This is a genomic window from Micromonospora peucetia (assembly GCF_900091625.1).
Taxonomy (GTDB): Bacteria; Actinomycetota; Actinomycetes; order Mycobacteriales; family Micromonosporaceae; genus Micromonospora; species Micromonospora peucetia.
The window spans coordinates 6,962,907-6,982,772 of the sequence record NZ_FMIC01000002.1 but is presented as its reverse complement, the minus strand read 5'-3'; the positions used below and the strand labels follow the sequence as shown (position 1 = coordinate 6,982,772).

Sequence of the window (19,866 nt, the reverse complement as noted above, 5' to 3'; positions counted from 1 at the left end):
TCCGCCCCCGGTCGTTCCGGTGGCCATTGTCCATGGTGGCCGGTCACCCGCCCAGCGCGTTTCCGGCCACCGCCGACGACGGCGCGGGGAACCCGGTGGCTCAGTCCGCCGCCGTGCGGCTGCGGATCAGCACCTCGACGCCGTCGAGGATCCGGTCGAGGCCGAACCGCCACTCCGCCTCGAAGTCCTCTTCTTCCCCGCCATCGACCTCCTCCGCGTACAGCTCCCGGATCGCGGGGTAGGGGCCGTTCCGGGTCAGCCGGGCGAGCTGCTGCCAGTACCGCACGCCGACGGCGTCCGGGCTGAGCTGTTCGCGCGCCGCCGCCTCGGTCATGTCGGCGGTGAGCGTGGCCCAGTTCCGGGCGTACCCGCTGACCAGCATGATGGTCGAGAGCCGCTCGGTGCCGCGCAGGCCGGTGCCGCGCAGGGCGGCCAGTCCCGCCTCCATCCAGCGGACCCCGTTGGGGCCCATCGGCGGGCCGCCGACCGGGACCTGCCGGGTCCACGGGTGGCGGTGGACCGCCGTCACGTTGGCCCGCGCCCAGCGGGCGAGCGCCGGCCGCCATTCCTCTCCCGGGCCGCGTGGCGCGGGCGGATCGCCGTACGCGGCGTCGGCCATCAGTTCGAGCAGGTCGCTCTTGGCGGAGACGTAGCGGTAGAGCGACATGGTGCCCACGCCCAGCTCGCCGGCCACCCGGCTCATCGACACCGCCGGCAGCCCGTCGGCCTCGGCCACCCGGATGCCGGCGGCCACCACCTGCTCCATGGTGAGGCTGCGCCGGGGTCCCTTGCCGGGCCGTTCCCGCAGGCCCCAGGCGAGCTCGATGCTCTCCGGCAGTTCGACGTCGGCGTCGCTCATCCTCACCTCCCGATGCACGTGGTGTTGACCGCCATCCTAGCTTCTGCGTATGGTGCACGCAGTACAGCGTATGCCATACGCAGAACACGGAGGGTGATCGGTGATGGCGACAACAACCGGGGCGGTGGAGACCGTCGACCTACGCAAGTCCTACGGCGGGGTGCCGGTGCTCGACGGCCTGACCATGCGGGTCGCCCGGGGCAGCGTGTACGCCCTGCTCGGCCCCAACGGCGCGGGCAAGACCACGACCGTGCGGATCCTGGCCACGCTCACGGCACCCGACGGGGGCGCGGCCCGGGTGGACGGCCACGACGTGGTCCGCGACCGACGCCGGGTGCGGCGGACGATCAGCCTCGCCGGCCAGCACGCGGCGCTCGACGACCAGCAGACCGGCACGGAGAACCTGCACATGATGGCCCGGCTGGCCGGGCTGGCCCCGGCCGCCGCCCGACGGCGCGCCGCCGACCTCCTGGAGCGCTTCGACCTGGTCACCGCCGGCGGACGGCAGGTCGTGACCTACTCCGGCGGGATGCGCCGCCGGCTCGACCTCGCGGCCAGCCTGGTCGGCGAGCCGTCCGTGATCTTCCTCGACGAGCCGACCACCGGCCTCGACCCGCGCAGCCGGCAGGGCCTGTGGGAGGTGGTCGCCGAGTTGGCCGGCGCCGGGGTGACGGTGCTGCTCACCACGCAGTACCTGGAGGAGGCCGACCGGCTCGCCGACCGGATCGCCGTACTGCACGGGGGCCGGTTGGCCGCCGAGGGGAGCGCGAGCGAGCTCAAGCGCCGCTTCGGCGCCCACCGGCTGGAGTTGACGTTGCACGACGCGCAGAGCTTCGCCGCGACAGCGCACCGCCTCGGCGACCGGGTCACGCACCGCGACGAGACCCGGCTGGAGCTCGCGGTGGCCACCGACGGCGCCGCGCCCGAGGTCCGCCGTCTGCTCGACGAGGTCGACCCCGACCGGCGGGGAATCGCCCGGTTCACCGTCCGCGAGGCGACCCTGGACGACGTCTTCCTCACCCTCACCGGCGACCCGGTGACCGCCCGCCGGGAGGTGGCCAATGTCTGAGCTGACCCTGCGACCGACCCGCGCCGGCGAGACCCTCGTCATGGTGGCGCGCTGCCTGCGGCTGTCCCGGCGCAACGTCGACGCGCTGCTCACGTCGCTGCTGCTGCCGGTGCTGCTGATGCTGCTCTTCGTCTATCTGTTCGGCGGCGCGATCGACACCGGCACCCGGTACGTCACCTACGTCGTGCCCGGCGTCCTGCTGCTCTGCGCCAGCTTCGGCGCGGCGACCACCGCCGTCAGCGTGACCACCGACCTGACCAACGGGGTGATCGAGCGGTTCCGCACGATGGACGTCAGCGCCACCGCCATCCTCAGCGGGCACGTCGCCGCCAGCGTCGCCCGCAACACCGTCTCCACCGTGCTGGTGCTGGCCGTCGCCGTCGCCATCGGCTTCCGCCCGGCCGTGGCCCCGCTGCGCTGGCTGGCCGCCTTCGGGGTGCTGCTGCTCTTCCTGCTCGCCGTGTCCTGGCTGTCGGCGGCGTTCGGCCTGCTGGTCCGCACCCCGGAGGCCGCCAACGGTTTCACCTTCCTGGCGATGTTCCTGCCCTACCCGAGCAGCGCGTTCGTGCCGGTGGAGACGATGCCGAGCTGGTTGCACGGCTTCGCCGACCATCAGCCGGTGACGCCCGTCATCGAGACGCTGCGGGCCCTGTTGCTGGGCACCCCGACGGGCACCGCCCCGGCCCTGGCGGTCGCCTGGTGCCTCGGCATCCTGGCCGTCTCGGTGCCGCTGGCCGCCGTAGTGTTCCGCCGCCGCGTTGCCTGACCGCCTCCCACCGGGACGCGCGAGGGCGGCACCGGACCTCGTCCGGTGCCGCCCTCGTCGTCATCGCGTCAGTCGTTGAGCACCTGGGAGAGCCGGTCGCGGAAGCGCCGCTCCGAGTCGCTCACGACATCCCCGCCGAGGCCCAGGATGCCACCGCTGGACGCCGCGCCCACCACCTGCTCGGCGATGTCCACCAGCCAGTGCTTGTACGCGCCGGCCTCGCCCTCGTCCGTCCGGACGGCCAACAGCGCCGCGGCCTTCTTGGCCCGGCCCAGCACGTCCTCCAGGTAGGCGCGCGGATCGGACGGCGCGATCACCGGCAGCTCCTCGCCGGCCTCCGGGTCGCCCACCCGCGAGACGATCTCGCCGGCCACGGCGGCGACCAGGGGGCTGGCCGACTCCCGGGCGGCGGCGATGGTCTCCAGCCCGGCCGCGTTCTCGGCCATGGTGCGCCGGGTGCCGTCGGACTCTGCGGCACTCGCCGCGGTCAGCACCGACTGCGGCAGGCCGACCAGCAGCCCCCACTCCTCGTCGGAGAATCCGAATCCGGTGTACGCCGGCTGCTCGATCACGGCAACGCCCCTTTCCGTACTGATGTCGCTCGTCGTCCACGGCCCCGCCAGCGGTGCCGGGCTCAGGCTAGTCGAGGGTCAGCAGGCCCTGTTCGGACACCACGCTGACGGACAGCGTCTTGTACCCCACCTCGTCGAAGAGAACCGTCATCCGGTCCTCCTCGTAGTTCAGCACCAGGCCGGGACCCCACTCCGGATGCCGGACCCGGCTGTGCACGGGAAACGGCCCGACCGCGCCGTCGTCGGGGGTGCTGGTGCCGGCGTGGCAGTTGTCGCAGTGCCCGCAGACCTCGGTCATCTGCTCACCGAAGTAGGCCAGCAGCGTCTGCCCCCGGCAGGCGGTGGTCTCGGCGAAGGCCCGCATCATGTCCGTACGCGAGCGGGTCACGGTCTGCTGCCGCTCGGCCTCCGCCAGGGCGGCTGCGGCGGCGTCCACAGGGGCGGGGGAGTAGCGGGGGGCACCGATGCGCTGCTTCGCCCTCGGCTCGGCCGCGCCCACCTGCTCCAGCAGGGCGAGGTACTGGCCGAGCTTGCGCGGACCGAGGCCGGTGACCTCGCGCAACTCCTTCTTGTTGAGTGCCTTCCCGCGCAGCAGCGCGGACAGGTCGCGCAGCTCGCCGAGGTCCGGCAGGCCGCCGCTGAAGAACCGTTGCAGCCCGACGTCCTCGGCCTGCCACAGCAGCAGCACCCGGGCCGGGGCGCCGTTCCGGCCGGCCCGCCCGATCTCCTGGAAGTAGCTGTCCGGCGAGTCCGGCAGCGCCATGTGCGTCACCCAGGCGATGTTCGGCTTGTCGATGCCCATGCCGAAGGCCGAGGTGGCCACCATGATCGGCACATGGTCGGCGAGGAACGCCTCGTGCAGCTCGGCGCGGGCCCCGGCCGCCATCCCGCCGTGGTAGTACTGCGCCGGGAAGCCGGCGTCGGTGAGCCGGGTCGCCAGCTCCTCGGCGGAGCGCCGGGTGGGCACGTAGATGATGCCGGGCCGGGTGTCGTCGCGCAGCAGGGAGATCAGCCGTCGCCACCGGTAGTCCTCGGTCGGGCAGTGCGCCACCTCGAGGAACAGGTTCGGCCGGTCCAGCCCGGAGACCACCATCTCGGGCTCGCGCAGCCGCAGCCGGGCGATGATGTCATCGCGTACGGGCGGGGAGGCGGTGGCGGTCAGCGCCACCACCGGTGGCCGGCCGATGCCGTCGATGAGGTGGCCGAGCGCCAGGTAGTCGGGGCGGAAGTCGTGCCCCCAGGCGGAGATGCAGTGCGCCTCGTCGATCGCCACCAGCGCCGGCTTGAGCGCCTTGACCTCGGCCATCCGGTCGGGGTTGGCGAGTTGCTCGGGGGTGATGAAGAGGAACTCGGCCCGCCCGTCGCGGATCTCGGCGATGGCCTGCGCCTGCTGGGCGGCCGACTCGTTGGAGCTGATCCGCACCGCGCGCAGCTCCGGTCGTTGCCGCTCGTTGAGCGCCGCGATCTGGTCCTGCTGGAGGGCGAGCAGCGGGGAGATCACCACGGTCGGGCCGGGGATCAGGCTGGCCGGGATCTGGTAGATCGCCGACTTGCCGGCGCCGGTGGGCAGCACCACCAGGGCGTCGCGGCGTTTCATCACCGCCCGCATGGCGGCCAGTTGGTGTGGCCGCAGTGCGGTCCAGCCGAAGAGGCTCCTGGCCGCGCGGCGCAATGTCGTCGAGTGCGTGGACAGTTTCATCGAGAGCCGGAGGTACCCGCCGTCAACAGCGGCGAAACCGGCGGGTCGGGCGGCCCGGTGAGCCGGTGCGACGCGGGCCCGGTGACAGGGACGAACCGCCGTTCCGGGCGACGCGCGACTGGACGGCGCGGGTCACCCTGTCACCATGCATCCCATCGCCCCCGGGCCGACCGCCCCCGCCCGGGCATCGCGTACCACTGCCATCGGCCTTCCCCAACTGCTCGTCGTCGCGGCCCTGGTGATCGCGGTGGCCTGGCCGGCTGTCGTCACCACCTGGGAGCCGCGCGGCTTCTGGGCCGGCCTTCTGCTGCGCTCGGTGCCGTTCGGGCTGGCCCTGCTGGCCTTCGGCGCGGCGGTGCTGAGCACGCGGGGCAGGTGGCGGCGGCCGGCCGAGCTGACGCTGACCGGTGGGGCCCGGCTGCGGGTGCCGCCGGGTCCCGGCTTCGGCTGGTTCGTCGCCGGGCAGGTGCTGGTGCTCGCGAGCGCGACCGTCCCGGTGGCGGACTTCGACTGGCTGGACGACCCCGACGCCCCGCCGGCGCCGCTCCGGTACGCGTTGGTGCTGCCGCCGGCCGTCATGCTGGCGGTGGCCGCGCTGCTGATCGGTGTTCTCGTAGCGGCGGTGTTCAGCGGGCGTCCACGGGTCGACCTCACACCCTCGGGGATCGAGGTCCGGGAGCCGTTCGGCCGCCGGACGATCCCCTGGGTGGCGCTGTGCCCCGGCACCCCGGCCCGGCAGTCGACCGGGGACCAGTTGGTGCTCACCGTGACCCGTCCCGAGTTGGTCGAGCGGCGTGGTCTGCTGCTCGGCTCGCGCACCACGCCCCGGCTGGTGCTCGCCTGGCTCCGGGTGCACCCGTGGTTCCTCGCCGACGCGATCCGCTACTACGTCGACCACTCCGACGAGCGCGACGCCATCGGCGAGCCCGAGGGGTACGAGCGGCTGCGCCAGGCGCTGGCCTGAGCCAGGGCGCTCCGGCATGCGGGGCACCCGGGTGCCCGGCCGGTCAGCGCAGGCGGGGGAACACCTCGCGCTGGTAGAGGTCGAGCAGGCCCTGCCAGTTCGGGCCGGTGTTGGCCACGTAGACCTCGTCGAAGCCGGCCTTGGCGTATTCGTCGATCTTCGCCAGGTGCGCGTCGACGTCCCGCCCGCAGACGAACGCGTCCTTCATCATCTCCGGCCGGACCAGCTCGGCGGCCTGCTCGAAGTGCCGGGGCGACGGCAGCACCTGGGACAGCTCACCCGGCACCCCGGCGTTCGGCCAGCGCTCGTACGCGATCCGCACGCCCTCCTCCTCGGTCGGCGCGTACGCCGCCTTGAAGCCGGCCTGGCAGGGCTTGTCGCCGCCGCCGCCCTCCCGGAACCGGCGGACCAGTTCGGCGTCGGGGGACGTGTTGACGAAGCCGTCGCCGATCCGGGCCGCCAGGTCGACCGCCTTGGGGCCGAAGCCTGAGACGTAGACCGGCGGGGGAGTGTCCGGCAGCGTGTAGATCCGGGCGTGCTCGACGGTGTAGTGCCTGCCGTGGTGGTTGACGAAGCCGCCCCGCCACAGCTCGCGCATCACCTCGACGGCCTCCTGGAGCATCTCCAGCCGGACGTCGGTCTGCGGCCAGGCGTCGCCCAGGATGTGCTCGTTGAGCGCCTCGCCGCTGCCCACCCCGAGCACGAACCGGCCGGAGTGCATGACCGCGCTGGTGGCCGCCGCCTGCGCCACGACGGCCGGGTGGATGCGCACGGTCGGGCAGGTGACGGCGGTGGTGACCGGGAGCCGGCAGACCTGGCTGAGCGCGCCGATCACCGACCAGACGAAGGGGCTCTGCCCCTGCGCGTCCGTCCACGGGTGGTAGTGGTCGGAGATCCAGAGCGCCTCGAAGCCGGCCCGCTCCGCGCCGCGCGCCTGTTCCAGCAGCTCTGCCGGCGGGTATTCCTCGGTGGACAGAAAGTAGCCGATCCTCATCGTTCCCCCTCGCCGCGTCTGACCGCTCCGACGAGGCAGCGGTACCCCGGTGGCCGCCGTCGAATCGTCCGGCGTCCCGGCCGGCACGCGGGCGCTCAGCGCCGGAACATCGCGCGGATCGCGGCGAGCAGCAACAGGCCGCCGACCACCAGGCCGAGCAGGCGTACGCCGGGGATGTCGGCCGGGCTCGTCGCGTCGGCCAGCAGCAGGGGATCCATCCCCGAACTCTCCCCAGCTCCGCGCCGGACGGCAACTGTAAGGTTTATTGACTATTTCATCTGGCGGTGTGACCATGGCAGCACCGCCGCCGGTGGCGGGCCGCCGGGGGCGGAGAAAACGGGGGTACGACAACCGCATGAGCCAGCGACACATCAGCCACCACGCGGGCGGGCCGGCGTGAGCGCCCCCGGCGGAAGCCTGTCCGCCCTGGCCGCCGCCGTCCTGCAACCGGGGTTCGTCGGCGTCACGCCGCCACCCTGGATCTGCCGCTGGCTCGACGAGGGCCTCGGCTCGGTGGTGCTCTTCGCCCGCAACGTGGTCGCCCCCGAGCAGGTGGCCGCCCTCACCGCCACCCTGCGCGCCCAACGCCCCGACGTCATCGTCGCCATCGACGAGGAGGCCGGCGACGTGACCCGGATCGAGTCCGCCCGGGGCAGCTCCCGGCCCGGCAACTTCGCCCTGGGCGCGGTGGACGACCCGGCACTGACCGAGGGGGTCGCCCGAGACCTGGGCGCCGACCTCGCCGCGCTGGGGATCACCCTCAACTACGCCCCCGACGCGGACGTCAACTCCAACCCGGCCAACCCGGTGATCGGCGTACGCGCCTTCGGCGCCGAGCCGGCGCTGGTCGCCCGGCACACCGCCGCCTGGGTGCGTGGCCTCCAGGCCGGCGGGGTCGCCGCCTGCGCCAAGCACTTCCCCGGGCACGGCGACACCAGGGTCGACTCGCACCACGACCTGCCCCGGATCACCGCCGACCGGGCCCGCCTCGACGCCGTGGAGCTGGCCCCGTTCCGGGCCGCCGTGGCCGCCGGGGTGCAGGCGGTGATGACCGGCCACCTGCTGGTGCCGGCGTTGGACCCGGAACTGCCGGCCACCCTCAGCGGCCGGATCCTGAGCGGGCTGCTCCGCGACGAGCTGGGCTTCTCCGGCGTCGTGGTCACCGACGCGGTGGAGATGCGGGCGGTCGCCGACCGGTACGGCTTCGCGGGCGCCGCGGTACGCGCCCTCGCCGCCGGCGCCGACGCGATCTGCATCGGCGGGGAGCGCGCCGACGAGGACTCGGCCCGGCTGCTGCGGGACGCCATCGTCGCCGCGGTCGTCGCCGGTGACCTGCCCGAGGAACGCCTCACCGAGGCGGCCAAGCGGGTGGGGCAGCTCGCCGCCTGGACGGTGGCCGCCCGGGCCGCCCGGCCGCCCCGGCCCCGGCCGACCGCCGCGGGTTCGGCCGTCGGGCTGGCCGCCGCCCGCCGGGCGCTGCGGGTCACCACCGCGCCCGCCGGCGTCGACGCGCTGCCGCTGGCCGGCCCCGCGCACGTGGTCGAGTTCGAGCCGCCGCGCAACATCGCGATCGGCCCGGAGACCCCGTGGGGGCTCGCCGCCCCGCTGGCCGACCTGCTCGCCGGCACCACCACCGCCCGGTACGCCGAGGCTGACGTGCCCGCCGACCCGACCGCCGGGGCGGCCGGCCGGTGCGTGGTGCTGGTGGTGCGCGACCTGCACCGGCACGACTGGATGCGGGCGGCGGTGACCCGCGCGCTGGCCGCCCGCCCGGACGCGGTCGTGGTCGAGCTGGGCGTGCCCGAGCTGGTCACCGGCGCGGTCCACGTCGCCACCCACGGCGCCACCCGGGCCGCCGCCCACGCCGCCACCGCGCTGTTGACGGGTCGCTGACCGGCCTGGTCACCGCCGTGCTGTTGACGGGTCGCTGACCGGCCCGGTCACCCCCGCGCTACGGCTCGGGGGTGACCAGGTCGGCGTACTCGGGGTGGCGGTCGATGAAGGCCGCCATGAACGGGCAGCGCGGCACCACCGTCGTGCCGCGCTCGCGGAGCTGGTCGAGGGTGCCCCGGATCAGCGCCGCGCCGACGCCCATGTTCTGGAACCTCGGGTCGACCTCGGTGTGGGTGAAGACCAGCACCTCGCCACGCGGCAGGTATGCGGTGAACCCGGCCAGCGCGTCGTCGACCAGGATCTCGAACCGGTGCTTGGCGGGATCGTCCTCGACCAGGGTGCTCACCCGGCCATTCTGCCCCCACCACCGGCGAGCCGGTCCAGTTCGCCGAGCAACCCGTCCACCTCGTCTGCGGTGTTGTAGTGATAGAGGCTGGCGCGCACCGCCCCGCCGCTGTCCCGCAGCCCCATCGCCTGGAAGTACTCGTACGCGTAGTAGTCGCCGGCGGAGAGGCAGAAGCCGGCCGCACCCAGCTTCTCCTGGGTCTCCTGCGGGGAGAGCCCCGCCAGCCGGAAGGACACCGTCGGGCAACGCCGGGCGGGGGAGCCGAGCACCGTGACTCCGGGCAGCGCGGTCAGTCCGGCGAGCAGCCGGTCCAGCAGCGACTCCTCGTACGCGCGCGCCGCCGTCAGCCCGGCGAGCAGCCGCTCGCGCCGGCTACCGGTGGCCGTCGGGTCCAGCCCGGCCAGATGGTCCACCGCGGCGGCCACGCCGGCCAGCAGAGGGAAGCTCGGGGTGCCGTACTCGAAGCGGTCCGGCACCGTGTCGGCGGACGGCAGCAGCTTCGCCGGGCGCAGCCGCTCCCAGGTCGCCGGGTCGGCCGCCATCGCGGCCAGGTGCGGCCCGGACCACTTGTAGGCGCTGGTGACCAGGAAGTCGGCACCCGACGCGGCGAGGTCGGTGGGACCGTGCGGCACCGAGTGCACCCCGTCGACGCAGACCAGCGCGCCGGCGGCGTGCGCGATGGCGGCGATCGCCGCCACGTCCGGGACGGTGCCGGTCGCGTTGCTGCCCGCGGTCACCGCGACCAGCCGGGTCCGCCCGCCGACCAGCTCCGCGTAGCGGGCCGCCGGCAGCTCGGCGGTGCCCCGGTCGAACTCGGCCCAGCGCACCGTCGCGCCGGCCGCCTCGGCGGCCTGCACCCAGGGGCGTACGTTCGCGTCGTGGTCGAGCCGGGAGACCACCACCTCGTCGCCGGGCCGCCACCCGGCACCCAGGGTCCGGGCCAAGGTGTACGTCAGTGCCGTCGCGCTCGGGCCCAGCACCACCCCGGCGGGCTCCGCGCCGAGCAGGTCGGCCACCGCCGAGCGGGCGGCGGCCACCATCTCCAGCGACCGTCGGCCCGGCGCGAAGGCCGCGCTGCGGTTGCCCACCGCCGCGCGCATGGCGTTGGTGACCGCGTCGATCACCGGGCTGGCGGTCTGCGTGCCCCCGGCGCCGTCGAGGTGGACGAAACCCTCGGCGAGGGCAGGGTAGGCGGCCCGGGTGCGGGCGATGTCGAAGGGCATGACCGGGACCCTAACCCCCGTCTCGGGCACCCCACCTGGGCGGATGATCACGCGCTGCCACAGTGGCCGGCGTCTCGTACCCTTGGCCGGGTGACGAACCGACGTGTTGACTCCCCGCTGACCCCCACCCGCCGGGCCGCCGGCCTGTTCGCCGGCTTGGCCCTCGGCGTCGCCGTGCTCGCCGGTTGCAGCTCCGAGGGCGCCAGCACAGACTGCGGTCTGGACGCCTGCACGGTCACCTTCGACCGGGGCGTGAACGCCAGCGCCAACATCCTCGGTGTGGAGGCCAAGCTCATCGGCGCGCAGGACGACCAGGTGACCGTCGAGGTCGCCGGCGAGAAGTTGTCGCTGACGACGGGCCAGCAGGCCACCGAGGTCGGCGGCCTCGCGGTGACGCTGGACAGCGTCACCGACCAGGAGGTCAAGATCCGGGTTGCGAGGAACCCGGGCAACTGATCCACCCGGGGCGGCGGTGGCCGACGTTTGGAAATCTTCGTATTCGGTGATTGTGGCGCCATGTCACTCACCCGGAACGCCGAAGCCACCGCCTCCCGTACGGCGAACAGCAGGTGGCTCGAACTGTTGGCCAGAGTCGGTTTCATCGGCTACGGCATCGTGCACCTTCTGTTCGCCTGGTTGGCGTTGCAGATCGCGTTCGGCAAGCCCGCCGACGACGGCGACCAGTCCGGCGCGCTGCGCACCATCGCCGCCCAGCCGCTGGGCAAGTTCCTCGTCATCACGATCGCGGTCGGCCTGCTCGCCATGGCGATCTGGCAGGCGCTGGAAGCGGCCGTCGGGCACCGCGCCGAGCGTGGCAAGAGCCGGGTCTGGGAGCGGGTCGCCTCGGCGGGGCGGACCCTGGTCTACCTCTACTTCGCCTTTACGGCCTTCAAGGTCTTCAAGGATGCCGGCTCCAACAGCGCCGACCAGCAGGAGGCGCTGACCGGCAAGGCGATGGAGTCCTCCGGCGGCCGCTGGCTGGTCGGTCTGGTCGGGCTCGGCCTCGCCGCGATCGGCGTCGGCCTGGTCATCTACGGGATCATCAAGCGCTTCGAGAAGCACCTCAAGACCGGCGAGATGAGCCCGAAGACGCGTCAGCTCACCCGTCGCCTGGGCACCGCCGGCTACGTCTCCAAGGGCGTCGCGTACGGCATCTCCGGCCTGCTGATCATCGTGGCCGCCGTCAACTACGACCCGGAGAAGGCCCGCGGCCTGGACGCGGCGCTGCGCACGCTGCGCGACCAGGCGTACGGCCAGGTGCTGCTCACCCTGGTGGCGCTCGGTATCGCCGCCTTCGGCCTGTTCTGCTTCCTCCAGTCCCGGTATCGCAAGGTCTGAGCCTGGTCGATTTAGGCGACGCCGGGCACCATTGGGCCTTTGCCCGAAGCAGGTGCCCGGCGCCACAAGGAGGAAAGAACCTGTGCAGAGCTACCTCGGGACGATCGTCGCCGCGTTCGCCGCGGCGGCGATCGCCCTGTTCGCGGTCGGGGTCACGCACCGCGTCATCCGGCGGGTGGGCCGGCGCTCACTGCTGTTGGCCGAGCTCACCGACCACGCGCACCGGTCGATCCAGGTCGCCGCCACCGTCCTCGCCGTCCAGTTCGCCGTGCGGTTCAGCACCGGCTACGCGGTCGGCGAGCAGTGGCGGCAGGCGCTGCTGCACCTGCTGGTGCTCGGCGTGATCGCCAGCGCCGCCTGGCTGGTCGCCTCGCTGCTCGTCGTGGCGGAGGACACCGCGCTGGCCCGGTTCCGGGTGGACGTGCCGGACAACCGGCACGCGCGGCGGGTGCGGACCCAGGTGGTCATGCTGCGCCGGTTGACGATCGCGGTGATCGTCGTGCTGGCGGTCGGCGTGATGCTGATGACCTTCCCGGCCGTACGCGGCATCGGCGCCGGCGTGCTGACGAGTGCCGGTGTCGTCGGTGTGGTCGCCGCGCTGGCCGCGCAGAGCCTGCTGGGCAACGTCTTCGCCGGTCTCCAGCTCGCCTTCAGCGACGCGGTCCGCCTCGACGACGTGGTGGTGGTCGAGGGGGAGTGGGGCCGGATCGAGGAGCTGACGCTCAGCTACGTGGTCGTGCAGATCTGGGACGACCGGCGGCTGATCCTGCCCACCTCGTACTTCACCACGAAGCCGTTCCAGAACTGGACCCGGACCGAGGCGGCGGTGCTGGGCACCGCCGAGTTCGACGTCGACTGGGCGATCCCGGTGCAGGCCATGCGGGAGGAGTTGCGCCGGCTGGTGGAGAGCACCGACCTGTGGGACGGCCGGGTCTGCGTGCTCCAGGTGACCGACGCGACCGGCGGGATGGTCAAGGTACGTGCCCTGGTCAGCGCCGCCGACGCCGGCAGCCTGTTCGACCTGCGCTGCCTGGTCCGTGAACACCTGGTCGCCTGGATCCGGGACCACCGGCCGACCGCCATGCCCCGGATGCGTACCGAGGTCGGCGACGCGGCGAGCAACCTGGCGTGGCAGTGGGTACGACCCCGCCGGCCGGAACGTCGCCTCACCGACACCGAGGTGCCCGACGACGCGCGGGTCTTCGGCGGCAGCGACGACGGCGACGCCCGCAGTGAAGCTTTCGTCGGCCCCGACGAACCCGCCGAATCCCGCCGCTGACCCCACCCACCCCCTCCCTCTCCCCGCCCTCTCAACCTCCGCCCTCTCAACCTCCGCCCCGCCCCACCCACCCCGCCCCGCCCTACCGCCCGGGCCCTACCGCCCCGCGATCTTGCAGTTTGTGTCCCTGGATCGCGTGGAAAGTCCGGATTGTCGGGGCCCAAAGTGCAAGATCGCGCGCAGGGTGCGCTTGCCCGGGCCTCGGGGGCGGGTGCTGCCCGTGTGCCCCGGGGTGCTGCCCGTGCCCCGGGGCACGGGTGCTGCCGGCGTTCCGGGCGGGGTGTGCTGCCCGGGCCTCGGGGGTGGGGCGTGACCTGTGGGGGGTGGGGGCGGTTGGAGGGTGGGGTGGGGGTTGTTTCGGGTGGTCGTTCGGATGGAGTGTGCTGGGTCGGGAAGTTTGACTCGGCGTTTCGTGGGGACCTGCTGCGCGACGCTTCTGCACCTTTCTCCGTGCCGTCCGCCGGTTCGGGGGACTCGGCGGTCCGGGCTCATCGGTCGCCGGGCGAAGGATTGACGGGCGGCGACTCCGGGCATACAGCGCGGTGATGATGAAAGGAGGGCAGCATGGCTGACGTGGCGAACACCCGCACATCCCGCAACGGGAGTGAGCCGTCCACCGCCGAGCTGGTGCAGCGGGCCACGGAGCAGGTTTCCCGTCTGGTCCGTGACGAACTGGCCCTGGCCCGGGTGGAGTTGACTCAGAAGGGCAAGCACGCCGGTATCGGCATCGGTCTCTTCGGCGGTGGCGGGGCACTGGCGTTCTACGGACTGGGCGCCCTGATCGCCACCGCGATCCTGCTGCTTGCCCTGGTGCTTCCCGCCTGGGCGGCGGCGCTGATCGTGGCGGTGGTGCTCTTCGTGCTGGCCGGCATCCTCGCCCTGGTCGGCAAGAAGCAGGTCAGCCAGGCGGTCCCGCCGGTGCCGGCGGCAGCGGTGCGCAGCGTCCGGGCGGACGTGGACACGGTCGCCGCCGCCGTGAAGGACAGGGGACGGGCATGACGACGGGAAACGGCCGGGGCAGCGGCGACACCGAGGCCTTGCGGGAGGAGATCCGGCGGACCCGGGTCGAGTTGGGCGAGACTGTGGAGGCGTTGGCGGCCAAGGCCGACGTCAAGGCACGGCTGAGGTCCTCCGCCGACCAGGCGAAGGAACGGATGCGGGACCAGGCCGCGCAGACCGTGGCCCGGGTGCGCGGGCAGGCGGCGCAGAAGGCACAGCTCGCGCGGGGGCAGGCGCAGGAGAAGGGTGCGGTCGTGCGGCGTAACCCGGCGCCGTTCGTCGCCCTCGCGGCCGGCGCGGTGGCCGCGGTGATCGTACTGATGATCGTTCGGGGGAGGCAGCGGTGAGCAGGGGTATCAGGAAGGCCGCGTACAAGCCGGTCGGCGTGCTGATGGGCATCGCCGCCGGTACGGTCGCGGGCGCGATCTTCCGGCAGGTGTGGAAGGTGACGGCGGGCGACGGCGAGGCGCCCAGCGCCACCGACGAGGACCGTGGCTGGGGCGAGATCCTGGCGGCGGCGGCGTTGCAGGGCGCCATTTTCGCGGTCGTCCGGGCCGCCGTCGACCGGGGTGGCGCGGTGGGCGTACGCCGGTTCACCGGAAGCTGGCCGGACTGACCGGACGACGACGAAAGCCCCCGCACCGTGGCGTCGGTGCGGGGGCTCTTTCGGACGGGGACAAGGGCCCACCCAGCGGATCTTCGGCATCCGTCAGGTCACATGTCGAAGAATTTCGTCCGGGGCTCTGTGCAGAGTTTTCGCTACGTGGTTTGCTATTCCACGCTGTTGAGAGATGGCGTGGGTCGAGATAAGTCTCCCTCGTGGGGGCCGTCTCAGGCGCCGCTGCTCGAAAACGGCCAATCGGCCGCACGGCGTGCTCGGCCGCCAGTTTTAGAAGGAGATAGACATGGCGCAGGGAACCGTGAAGTGGTTCAACGCAGACAAGGGCTTCGGCTTCATCACCGTCGACGGCGGGGGTGCTGACGTGTTCGTCCACTTCTCGGCCATCCAGTCCAGCGGCTACCGCACGCTGGAGGAGAACCAGCGGGTGGAGTTCGAGATCGCCCAGGGTCAGAAGGGTCCGCAGGCCGAGCAGGTCCGCCCCGTCTGAGCAGTGCCGGTCGGCAGCCGCCGGCCACTGCGGTGATTCGGCGCCCGGATCACCGCGAAGCCCCGTATCCCGCCCGGGATGCGGGGCTTTCCGCGTTTTCCCGGACAGGGCGCGGTCAGCGGCGGCTGCGGGCCCGCAGCCCGAACCAGAGCGCGGCCAGTCCGGCCAGCACGACGAGAGGCCCGAGCACGGCCCAGATCCGCCGGTCGGTCATCACGCTGCCCTCGACGTAGCCGAGGCCCTGCACCGTCCACAGCGCACCGCCGACCACGGCGAGCAGGCCGAGGGTGAGCGGCAGCCAGCCCTTCATCGTGATCCCCCTTCGTCGATTCCCGTGCCGGCCGTCAGGCTCACCACCGGTCGTGCACCCGTGGGCGGACCAGCTCGCCGTAGCCGAGCTGCCAGGCGCCCAGCCCGATCACCCCGACGCGCCGCCCCCACCGGGGGAAGGTGCGCTGCTCCATGCGACTGAGCCTAGTGATCGGCTTGTCCGGTCGTGCGACGGGCCGTACCGTGTAGCAAGACGGACGTACGGTTTGGGAGGCAGTGATGTGGGATCCGACGACGTACCTGCGCTACGGCGACGAGCGCTCCAGGCCCTTCCACGATCTGCTCGCCCGGGTCCCGGCCGAGCGTCCGCGCGCGGTGGTCGACCTCGGCTGCGGCCCCGGCAACCTGACCGCCATCCTTGCCGCGCAGTGGCCGGACAGCCGGGTCACCGGCCTCGACTCCTCGCCGGAGATGATCGCGCAAGCCACCACCACCGCCACCGGAGTCTCCTTCGCCGTCGGCGACGTCCGACACTGGCATCCGGAACCCGACGTGGACGTGGTGGTCAGTAACGCCGTGCTCCAGTGGGTGCCCGGCCACCGGGAACTGCTCACCCGGTGGGCCCGGGAACTGCCCGCCGGGGCCTGGCTGGCCGTGCAGGTGCCGGGCAACTTCGACGCGCCCTCGCACCGGGCGCTGCGCGAGGTCGCCGGCCGGCCGGCGTGGCGCGCCGACGTCGCCCCGCTGCTGCGCCGGCCCCCGGCCGACGACACCGCCGTCGGCTACGCCGACCTGCTGACCGGTGCCGGCTGCGCGGTGGACGCCTGGGAGACTACCTACGTGCACCTGCTGCCGGCCCGCGCCGAGGCGGACCACCCCGTGTTGAGCTGGCTGGAAGGGACCGCGCTCCGGCCGGTCCGCGCGGCCCTGGACGCCACCGGCTGGGCCGACTTCCGAGCCGAGCTGGGCGTACGCCTTGCCGAGGCGTACCCGGTGCGGCACGGTCAGGTGCCCTTCCCGTTCCGCCGCGTCTTCTTCGTCGCCCGCACCGCCGCCCGCGCAGAGGAGAACCTGTGATCGACCTGCAAACCTTCATCGCCGGACTGCCCAAGGTGGAGCTGCACGTGCACCACGTCGGCTCCGCCTCGCCCCGGATCGTCGCCGAGCTGGCCGCCCGCCACGAGGGCCGCAGCCCCGTGCCCGCGGACCCGGCCGCCCTCGCCGACTACTTCGCCTTCCGCGACTTCGCGCACTTCATCGACGTCTACCTGAGCGTCGTGGACCTCATCCGTGACCAGGAGGACGTCTGGCTGCTCACCCACGAGGTCGCCCGGGAACTGGCCCGCCAGCAGGTCCGCTACGCCGAGCTGACCGTCACGCCCTACTCGCACGTGCGCCGGGGGATCCCCGCGCCCGCGTTGTGCGAGGCGATCGAGGACGCCCGCAAGCGGGCCGAGACGGACTTCGGCATCGAGCTGCGCTGGTGCTTCGACATCCCCGGCGAGGCCGGCCTGGCGGCGGCCGAGGAGACGCTGCGGATCTCGCTGGAGGAACACCCGGAGGGGCTGATCAGCTTCGGCCTCGGCGGCCCCGAGATCGGGGTGCCCCGGCCGCAGTTCAAGCCGTACTTCGACCGGGCCCGGGCGGCCGGGCTGCACTCCGTGCCGCACGCCGGCGAGACCACCGGCCCGGAGACCGTCTGGGACGCCTTGCGCGACCTGGGCGCGGAGCGGATCGGGCACGGAATCTCCGCCGTGCGGGACCCGGAGCTGCTGGCCCACCTCGCCGAGCACCGGATCGGCCTGGAGGTCTGCCCGACCTCCAACGTGCGCACCCGGGCGGTCAGCACCATCGAGGAGCACCCGCTGCGGCAGTTGGTCGAGGCCGGCCTGCTGGTCACCATCAACTCCGACGACCCGCCGATGTTCGGCACCACCCTCAACGACGAGTACGCCGTCGCGGCCAGGCTGCTCGACACGGGTCCGCAGGGGTTGGCCGCGCTGGCCCGCGACGCGGTGACCGCCTCGTTCCTGGAACCGGCGGGCAAACAGCGGATCACCGCCGAGATCGACGCCTACCTGGCCACCGCGACCCGCTGAGCGGGGCGGCGCGCGGCGGGAGCAGGTGTGGGGGGACCGATTCTCCCGCCGCGCGCCAGGCTCCACCGGCCGGTGGGGTGCCCCGAGGCATTGGCCGGTGGAACTGATGGGTTCGGGTTTGATCCTGTCAGCGCCGGAGCTGTCCGGCACCACGGTTAACCCCGATCTAAGGAAGACTTGCGCCGCCCCACAACCGGCCGCCGATCGGGGGATGTGTGGCTGCCCGCCGGTCAGCCGTCGGTGGGTCGCTGGCGAGGCCAGCGCCGGCTGGTGCTCTTCTGCTCCCGCGCCATCCGGCCGACCAGACCGAACCGGTTGACCTGCCGGGGCGTCGCCTCCGGGTCGGCGAGCAGCATCACCACGCTGGCCCCGCCCAGCCGGGCCCGGTCGATGCTCACCGAGCCGTTCGCCTGCAACGCCACCCGTTTGGCGATGTCCAGCCCCAGCCCGGTCGAGCCCTGGTCGCTGGCGCCCCGGCGCAGCGCCCGGTCCGGGTTGGTGATGCCCGGGCCGGCGTCGTCGATCCGGATGGCCACATACCCGTCGCGGCGGGAGACCGCCACCTCGAACGCGGTGCCCTGCGGGGTGTAGCGGAAGACGTTGCCGATCACCGCGTCCAGGGCGGCGGCCAGCTCGGCCCGGGGCACCGGTGCCGGAATGCGCAGCTGTGCGCCACCGACCCGGTGCGGGCGGTTCTGGTCGCCGGCCAGCGCGGCCCAGAACACCATCCGGTCCCGGACCACCTCGCTGACGTCGCACATCGCCGGCCCGGCCTCGTGCGCGACCGTCTTGCGGGTGGTCTTGATCAGCACGTCGATCTCGCCCTCGAGGGTGACGATCGCCTGCCGGATCCGCCGGATGCCGCGCCGCCGGTCCAGCTCCGCCTCACTGAACGAGCCCACACTGGTGTCGTCGGACTCCAGCGCCTCCGCGTCCAGCCGCAGCACCGTCAACGGGGTGCGCAGCCGGTGCGACAGGTCGGCGACCAGCTCCCGTTCGTCGGTACGGGCCGCGTCCAGCCGGTCGGCCATCCGGTTGAAGGCATACCCGGCCTCGGCCAGCTCGCGTGGGCCGCTCGGGTCGACGCGTATGCCCTGGTCGCCGTCGCCGATCGCGAGCGCCGCCCGGACCAGGCCCCGGGCCGAGTCGACCGTGCGGGCGGCGACCCGGTCCACCACCAGCACCGCCGCGCCCACCAGGGCGGCGGCCACCCCGAGCAGCAGCAGCCACCGGCTGCCGCCGCCCAGCGCCGACTCGGGCACGAAGACCTCTACCACGGCCGTCCGGTCGCCGAGCACCACCGGCTCCAGCCGGAGCACTCCGCCCTCGACGTCGACGACCACCGAGTGGCGTTCGGCCCGGGCCCGATCCAGGCTCCCGGCGTCGGCCCGGGCCGACGGCTCGTCCACTCCCAGCCCGTGTACGACCGGCCGGGTGGCCGGGTCGTCGCCGCTGGCCGTGACGGCACGCCGCACCACGGCGGGGTCGGTGCTGACGGCGAGCGCGCCGGTCACCAGCGCGCTGCGCCGGGCGGCGTCCGCGATCGCCTCCTCGCGCGCCCGGTCGTCGAGGCCGATCGCGAGCGGGACGAGGAACGCGAGCGCGACCAGGGCGCACATGCCGGCCGTGAGCAGGGCCAGCGACGGCCTCAGTCCGGCGCCACCAGCCGGAAGCCGACCCCCCGCACGGTGCGCAGGAAGCGCGGCTTCGCCGCGGACTCGCCCATTTTGCGGCGCAGCCAGTACAGGTGAACGTCGATGGTCTGGTCCTCGCCGACCGATGGCTGCCGCCATACCTCCTCCAGAAGCTCCCGGCGGGACACTACCCGGCCCGGTCGGGCGGCGAGATAGGCCAGCAGGTCGAATTCCTTGCGGGTCAGCGCCAGCGGTTCGCCGTCGAGGTGGGCGCTGCGCTCCCCGACGTCCACCCGCAGCCCGCCGACGCTGTGCACGGCCGGTTGCACCGCCCGGCTGGCCCGACCGGCCCGCCGCAGCACGGTGGTGATCCGCGCGTCGAGGTGCGCGCCGGTGAACGGCTTGACCATGTAGTCGTCGGCACCGGCGCGCAGCAGCCGAACCACGGACTGCTCGTCGTCGCGGGCGGTGGCGATGATGATCGGCACGTCGGTGATGCCGCGCAGCATCCGCAGCGCGTCCGAGCCGTCGAGGTCGGGCAACCCGAGGTCGAGCACCACGAGGTCGGGGGTCTCGGCCGCCACCCGGCGCAGCGCGTCCAGCGCCGTGCCGACGGCGTGCACGGCGTGCCCCCGGTCGGCGAGGGACCGCAGCATCGCGCCGCGTACGACGTGATCGTCTTCGACCAGGAGCACGGTGGCCACAGCAAGACCGTACTCGCGGTGGCAAGTTGATCGCGTTGCGGCGCACAGG

The 19,866-nt window shown here is 73.3% G+C and carries 23 protein-coding genes; 13 read left to right on the top strand and 10 right to left on the bottom strand.

The features are described 5' to 3' along the window. Window positions 1–100: 100 nt before the first annotated feature. Window positions 101–859 (bottom strand): TetR/AcrR family transcriptional regulator, encoded by a 759-nt coding sequence (locus tag GA0070608_RS30535; protein WP_091633310.1) that lies wholly within the window; start codon window positions 857–859, stop codon window positions 101–103. Window positions 860–962: 103 nt separating this feature from the next. Between GA0070608_RS30535 and GA0070608_RS30530 the strand changes: the two genes are divergently transcribed. Then, window positions 963–1,928, top strand: a complete 966-nt coding sequence (locus GA0070608_RS30530; protein ID WP_091633307.1) for an ATP-binding cassette domain-containing protein — start codon at window positions 963–965, stop codon at window positions 1,926–1,928. Beyond that, on the top strand, window positions 1,921–2,694 hold the full coding sequence (locus GA0070608_RS30525) for an ABC transporter permease (RefSeq protein ID WP_091633303.1): 774 nt from the start codon (window positions 1,921–1,923) through the stop codon (window positions 2,692–2,694). Before GA0070608_RS30530 ends, GA0070608_RS30525 begins: the two co-directional genes overlap by 8 nt. A gap of 68 nt (window positions 2,695–2,762) precedes the next feature. Here GA0070608_RS30525 and GA0070608_RS30520 read toward each other — a convergent pair whose 3' ends face one another. Together GA0070608_RS30520 and GA0070608_RS30515 are read right to left on the bottom strand one after the other, a co-directional pair. Beyond that, window positions 2,763–3,266 carry a hypothetical protein gene (locus GA0070608_RS30520; protein ID WP_091633299.1) on the bottom strand — a complete coding sequence of 168 codons (504 nt, stop codon included), beginning with the start codon at window positions 3,264–3,266 and terminating at the stop codon, window positions 2,763–2,765. A gap of 67 nt (window positions 3,267–3,333) precedes the next feature. After that, a complete protein-coding gene (locus GA0070608_RS30515) occupies window positions 3,334–4,965 on the bottom strand; it encodes a RecQ family ATP-dependent DNA helicase (RefSeq protein WP_091633297.1) in 1,632 nt (543 codons plus the stop codon). Between the two features lie 145 nt (window positions 4,966–5,110). Between GA0070608_RS30515 and GA0070608_RS30510 the strand changes: the two genes are divergently transcribed. Further along, the gene (locus GA0070608_RS30510; RefSeq protein ID WP_091633293.1) at window positions 5,111–5,929 is read left to right on the top strand and encodes a PH domain-containing protein; all 819 of its coding nucleotides are present in this window, start codon (window positions 5,111–5,113) and stop codon (window positions 5,927–5,929) included. 43 nt (window positions 5,930–5,972) lie between these two features. On the opposite strand, the gene GA0070608_RS30505 is transcribed toward GA0070608_RS30510, so the two are convergent. Both GA0070608_RS30505 and GA0070608_RS34100 read right to left on the bottom strand, forming a co-directional pair. Beyond that, entirely contained in the window at window positions 5,973–6,923 is a 951-nt protein-coding gene (locus GA0070608_RS30505) for a TIGR03557 family F420-dependent LLM class oxidoreductase (protein ID WP_091633290.1), read from the bottom strand. A 95-nt stretch (window positions 6,924–7,018) separates the two neighbouring features. Beyond that, entirely contained in the window at window positions 7,019–7,141 is a 123-nt protein-coding gene (locus tag GA0070608_RS34100; RefSeq protein ID WP_255474757.1) for a hypothetical protein, read from the bottom strand. A 178-nt stretch (window positions 7,142–7,319) separates the two neighbouring features. Here GA0070608_RS34100 and GA0070608_RS30500 point away from each other — a divergent pair, with 178 nt between their 5' ends. Next, complete coding sequence (locus GA0070608_RS30500) at window positions 7,320–8,816, top strand: glycoside hydrolase family 3 protein (protein WP_091633288.1); 1,497 nt, start codon at window positions 7,320–7,322, stop codon at window positions 8,814–8,816. Between the two features lie 58 nt (window positions 8,817–8,874). On the opposite strand, the gene GA0070608_RS30495 is transcribed toward GA0070608_RS30500, so the two are convergent. Further along, window positions 8,875–9,162 carry a GNAT family N-acetyltransferase gene (locus tag GA0070608_RS30495; RefSeq protein WP_091633286.1) on the bottom strand — a complete coding sequence of 96 codons (288 nt, stop codon included), beginning with the start codon at window positions 9,160–9,162 and terminating at the stop codon, window positions 8,875–8,877. Then, window positions 9,159–10,385 (bottom strand): cysteine desulfurase-like protein, encoded by a 1,227-nt coding sequence (locus tag GA0070608_RS30490; RefSeq protein WP_091633283.1) that lies wholly within the window; start codon window positions 10,383–10,385, stop codon window positions 9,159–9,161. The genes GA0070608_RS30495 and GA0070608_RS30490 overlap by 4 nt, the downstream gene beginning before the upstream one ends. 90 nt (window positions 10,386–10,475) lie before the next feature. Here GA0070608_RS30490 and GA0070608_RS30485 point away from each other — a divergent pair, with 90 nt between their 5' ends. From GA0070608_RS30485 to GA0070608_RS30455, 7 genes are all read left to right on the top strand, one after another. Next, window positions 10,476–10,841, top strand: coding sequence for a hypothetical protein (locus GA0070608_RS30485; RefSeq protein WP_091633280.1), 366 nt, complete (start codon window positions 10,476–10,478; stop codon window positions 10,839–10,841). A 60-nt stretch (window positions 10,842–10,901) separates the two neighbouring features. Next, complete coding sequence (locus tag GA0070608_RS30480) at window positions 10,902–11,723, top strand: DUF1206 domain-containing protein (protein WP_091633277.1); 822 nt, start codon at window positions 10,902–10,904, stop codon at window positions 11,721–11,723. 82 nt (window positions 11,724–11,805) lie between these two features. Further along, a complete protein-coding gene (locus GA0070608_RS30475) occupies window positions 11,806–13,002 on the top strand; it encodes a mechanosensitive ion channel family protein (RefSeq protein ID WP_091633274.1) in 1,197 nt (398 codons plus the stop codon). A gap of 564 nt (window positions 13,003–13,566) precedes the next feature. Next, window positions 13,567–14,001, top strand: coding sequence for a phage holin family protein (locus tag GA0070608_RS30470; RefSeq protein WP_091633270.1), 435 nt, complete (start codon window positions 13,567–13,569; stop codon window positions 13,999–14,001). Next, window positions 13,998–14,348, top strand: coding sequence for a DUF3618 domain-containing protein (locus GA0070608_RS30465; RefSeq protein ID WP_091633268.1), 351 nt, complete (start codon window positions 13,998–14,000; stop codon window positions 14,346–14,348). The genes GA0070608_RS30470 and GA0070608_RS30465 overlap by 4 nt, the downstream gene beginning before the upstream one ends. Then, window positions 14,345–14,617, top strand: a complete 273-nt coding sequence (locus tag GA0070608_RS30460) for a DUF4235 domain-containing protein (protein ID WP_091633265.1) — start codon at window positions 14,345–14,347, stop codon at window positions 14,615–14,617. The genes GA0070608_RS30465 and GA0070608_RS30460 overlap by 4 nt, the downstream gene beginning before the upstream one ends. 289 nt (window positions 14,618–14,906) lie before the next feature. Continuing rightward, window positions 14,907–15,110, top strand: coding sequence for a cold-shock protein (locus GA0070608_RS30455; RefSeq protein ID WP_091633263.1), 204 nt, complete (start codon window positions 14,907–14,909; stop codon window positions 15,108–15,110). Window positions 15,111–15,225: 115 nt separating this feature from the next. On the opposite strand, the gene GA0070608_RS30450 is transcribed toward GA0070608_RS30455, so the two are convergent. Then, complete coding sequence (locus GA0070608_RS30450) at window positions 15,226–15,420, bottom strand: hypothetical protein (protein ID WP_091633261.1); 195 nt, start codon at window positions 15,418–15,420, stop codon at window positions 15,226–15,228. 239 nt (window positions 15,421–15,659) lie between these two features. Here GA0070608_RS30450 and GA0070608_RS30445 point away from each other — a divergent pair, with 239 nt between their 5' ends. Further along, window positions 15,660–16,457 carry a trans-aconitate 2-methyltransferase gene (locus GA0070608_RS30445; RefSeq protein WP_091633259.1) on the top strand — a complete coding sequence of 266 codons (798 nt, stop codon included), beginning with the start codon at window positions 15,660–15,662 and terminating at the stop codon, window positions 16,455–16,457. Then, window positions 16,454–17,479, top strand: a complete 1,026-nt coding sequence (locus GA0070608_RS30440) for an adenosine deaminase (RefSeq protein WP_091633257.1) — start codon at window positions 16,454–16,456, stop codon at window positions 17,477–17,479. Before GA0070608_RS30445 ends, GA0070608_RS30440 begins: the two co-directional genes overlap by 4 nt. Before the next feature lie 230 nt (window positions 17,480–17,709). On the opposite strand, the gene GA0070608_RS30435 is transcribed toward GA0070608_RS30440, so the two are convergent. Beyond that, window positions 17,710–19,098, bottom strand: coding sequence for a HAMP domain-containing sensor histidine kinase (locus GA0070608_RS30435; RefSeq protein WP_176733904.1), 1,389 nt, complete (start codon window positions 19,096–19,098; stop codon window positions 17,710–17,712). Between the two features lie 29 nt (window positions 19,099–19,127). Continuing rightward, complete coding sequence (locus tag GA0070608_RS30430) at window positions 19,128–19,817, bottom strand: response regulator transcription factor (RefSeq protein ID WP_091633255.1); 690 nt, start codon at window positions 19,815–19,817, stop codon at window positions 19,128–19,130. Window positions 19,818–19,866: the final 49 nt, after the last annotated feature.

What these genes read in the sequence shown, in the direction of transcription:
- GA0070608_RS30490 (WP_091633283.1), bottom strand. Translation starts at nt 10,385, where the DNA reads ATGCCCTTCGACATCGCCCGCACCCGGGCCGCCTACCCTGCCCTCGCC.
- GA0070608_RS30435 (WP_176733904.1), bottom strand. Translation starts at nt 19,098, where the DNA reads ATGTGCGCCCTGGTCGCGCTCGCGTTCCTCGTCCCGCTCGCGATCGGC.
- GA0070608_RS30450 (WP_091633261.1), bottom strand. Translation starts at nt 15,420, where the DNA reads ATGAAGGGCTGGCTGCCGCTCACCCTCGGCCTGCTCGCCGTGGTCGGC.
- GA0070608_RS30455 (WP_091633263.1), top strand. Translation starts at nt 14,907, where the DNA reads ATGGCGCAGGGAACCGTGAAGTGGTTCAACGCAGACAAGGGCTTCGGC.
- GA0070608_RS30470 (WP_091633270.1), top strand. Translation starts at nt 13,567, where the DNA reads ATGGCTGACGTGGCGAACACCCGCACATCCCGCAACGGGAGTGAGCCG.
- GA0070608_RS30480 (WP_091633277.1), top strand. Translation starts at nt 10,902, where the DNA reads ATGTCACTCACCCGGAACGCCGAAGCCACCGCCTCCCGTACGGCGAAC.
- GA0070608_RS30445 (WP_091633259.1), top strand. Translation starts at nt 15,660, where the DNA reads ATGTGGGATCCGACGACGTACCTGCGCTACGGCGACGAGCGCTCCAGG.
- GA0070608_RS30535 (WP_091633310.1), bottom strand. Translation starts at nt 859, where the DNA reads ATGAGCGACGCCGACGTCGAACTGCCGGAGAGCATCGAGCTCGCCTGG.
- GA0070608_RS30525 (WP_091633303.1), top strand. Translation starts at nt 1,921, where the DNA reads ATGTCTGAGCTGACCCTGCGACCGACCCGCGCCGGCGAGACCCTCGTC.
- GA0070608_RS34100 (WP_255474757.1), bottom strand. Translation starts at nt 7,141, where the DNA reads ATGGATCCCCTGCTGCTGGCCGACGCGACGAGCCCGGCCGACATCCCC.
- GA0070608_RS30465 (WP_091633268.1), top strand. Translation starts at nt 13,998, where the DNA reads ATGACGACGGGAAACGGCCGGGGCAGCGGCGACACCGAGGCCTTGCGG.
- GA0070608_RS30515 (WP_091633297.1), bottom strand. Translation starts at nt 4,965, where the DNA reads ATGAAACTGTCCACGCACTCGACGACATTGCGCCGCGCGGCCAGGAGC.
- GA0070608_RS30530 (WP_091633307.1), top strand. Translation starts at nt 963, where the DNA reads ATGGCGACAACAACCGGGGCGGTGGAGACCGTCGACCTACGCAAGTCC.
- GA0070608_RS30510 (WP_091633293.1), top strand. Translation starts at nt 5,111, where the DNA reads ATGCATCCCATCGCCCCCGGGCCGACCGCCCCCGCCCGGGCATCGCGT.
- GA0070608_RS30505 (WP_091633290.1), bottom strand. Translation starts at nt 6,923, where the DNA reads ATGAGGATCGGCTACTTTCTGTCCACCGAGGAATACCCGCCGGCAGAG.